Origin of the sequence: Spiroplasma sp. ChiS (genome assembly GCF_002968355.1) — a bacterium.
GTDB lineage: Bacteria > Bacillota_I > Bacilli_A > Mycoplasmatales > Mycoplasmataceae > Spiroplasma > Spiroplasma citri.
Genome location: NZ_PUUH01000107.1, coordinates 1 through 1502, shown reverse-complemented (window position 1 = coordinate 1502; position 1502 = coordinate 1). Strand labels below are relative to the sequence as shown.

Below are 1502 nucleotides of genomic sequence, written 5' to 3'. Positions count from 1 at the left end.
TAATATTGTGGGAAAAAATTTAATTTTATCTTTTGAAAAATTAAAACATGAAAACAAAAAACAGTTTAATTCGCAAAACAACATTGATGCTAATAATGATTTACTAAATAAATATGATAATCATTATAAAAATAATAAAATACAACAACAAAAATTAACATCAGAAGAATTAAAACAATTACTAGAAGATTTAGAAAATATTGATAACCCTAATTATTGAGATAATGGTTTTTATTTAGGATACAACAAATATGAAAAAATTACTTAGTTTTTTAGCAATATTTTCGTTATCGTGTACAAACACAGTGAATTTGATTAGTACAATTTATACAGAAAAAGAACAAATTAATATTAATAATTTACAATTATTTAACAAAAACAATGAGAAATTATCATTAATTACATTAGAAATATAAAAAGTCATTTTAATAAATGACTTTTTATTAATTATTCATTAACTTTTACATTACCATTATCATCAATAACTAAATTTGGCTCTGCTGTATCTAAATTTCAACGATAAACTGATTTAAAATTATTACTATTTTCTTTTTTCAAACATAAGAAGTAGTTTGTTTCTTTTTTTCACTGATATTTAAAATTATTTCATTATTGTTTTGTTTTCTTTATTTAAAAATAAATTTCAATCATTTTTATCGGTAATTTTAATAAAATTTTCTACTTTTTTATCATTTTTAAATTTAACAATTCTTCATTCCTCATTTTTATCGCAACACCATACTACATAATAATATTTATTATCAACCTTATTAAATGGTTTTTCTTGGGGTGCTATTCATTCTAAATTGTTTTTAATTTCTTGGTTAGCAGTATTTATTTTGTTTTCTTCTTTTATTTTTGTTAATTCTTCTTCGCTATATTGTGGTGTATTACAAGCARCTAAACTTGTTGYACTTGTTCCAATTAGAGTGATTGTTCCTAAAATACTTAATATCTTTTTCATTATAATAATTCCTTTCGTTAAACTTTTTTATATAATTGTTTTAATATACTTGTATATATATACAAAGCGTTATTTAATTTTTTGAAAGGAAATTATTTAATTTATTATATGCAGAGGGTCAATCTGGCCTCGCGGAGACTTTCTAGAATTTTGTGAAAAATTTTATATAATTGTTTTAATATACTTGTATATATATACAAAGCGTTATTTAATTTTTTGAAAGGAAATTATTTAATTTATTATATGCAGAGGGTCAATCTGGCCTCGCGGAGACTTTCTAGAATTTTGTGAAAAATAACTTAAAGTTTAAAAAAAATTTTGCCGCGCTTTTCAAAGTACTTGGGAAAAATTTTAAGCGTTAAGCGAAGAATTTTATAAAGGTTCCCAAATTTGTTTGAAAGAACCTCCAAAAATTTTTTAAATTGTAGATAATTTTATCACAATAATTTAAGAAAGTCAACCGATCGGCCAAAAATCTATTACCTATAATCCCATTTTAAAGCGATATGGATAAGAACTATAAAACAAAGCATAATAT

Annotated in this window: 3 protein-coding genes; 2 read left to right on the top strand and 1 reads right to left on the bottom strand. The window is 22.0% G+C overall.

The window, feature by feature from the left end; genetic code table 4:
* Together C6B38_RS09845 and C6B38_RS09840 are read left to right on the top strand one after the other, a co-directional pair.
* A partial coding sequence (locus C6B38_RS09845) for a hypothetical protein (protein ID WP_162475845.1) occupies nt 1-268 on the top strand: 268 nt, incomplete at its 5' end.
* Entirely contained in the window at nt 252-416 is a 165-nt protein-coding gene (locus C6B38_RS09840) for a hypothetical protein (protein ID WP_162475844.1), read from the top strand. The genes C6B38_RS09845 and C6B38_RS09840, both read left to right, overlap by 17 nt.
* 185 nt (nt 417-601) lie before the next feature.
* On the opposite strand, the gene C6B38_RS03740 is transcribed toward C6B38_RS09840, so the two are convergent.
* Nucleotides 602-964 carry a lipoprotein gene (locus C6B38_RS03740; protein ID WP_105298710.1) on the bottom strand — a complete coding sequence of 121 codons (363 nt, stop codon included), beginning with the start codon at nt 962-964 and terminating at the stop codon, nt 602-604.
* Nucleotides 965-1502 lie beyond the last annotated feature (538 nt).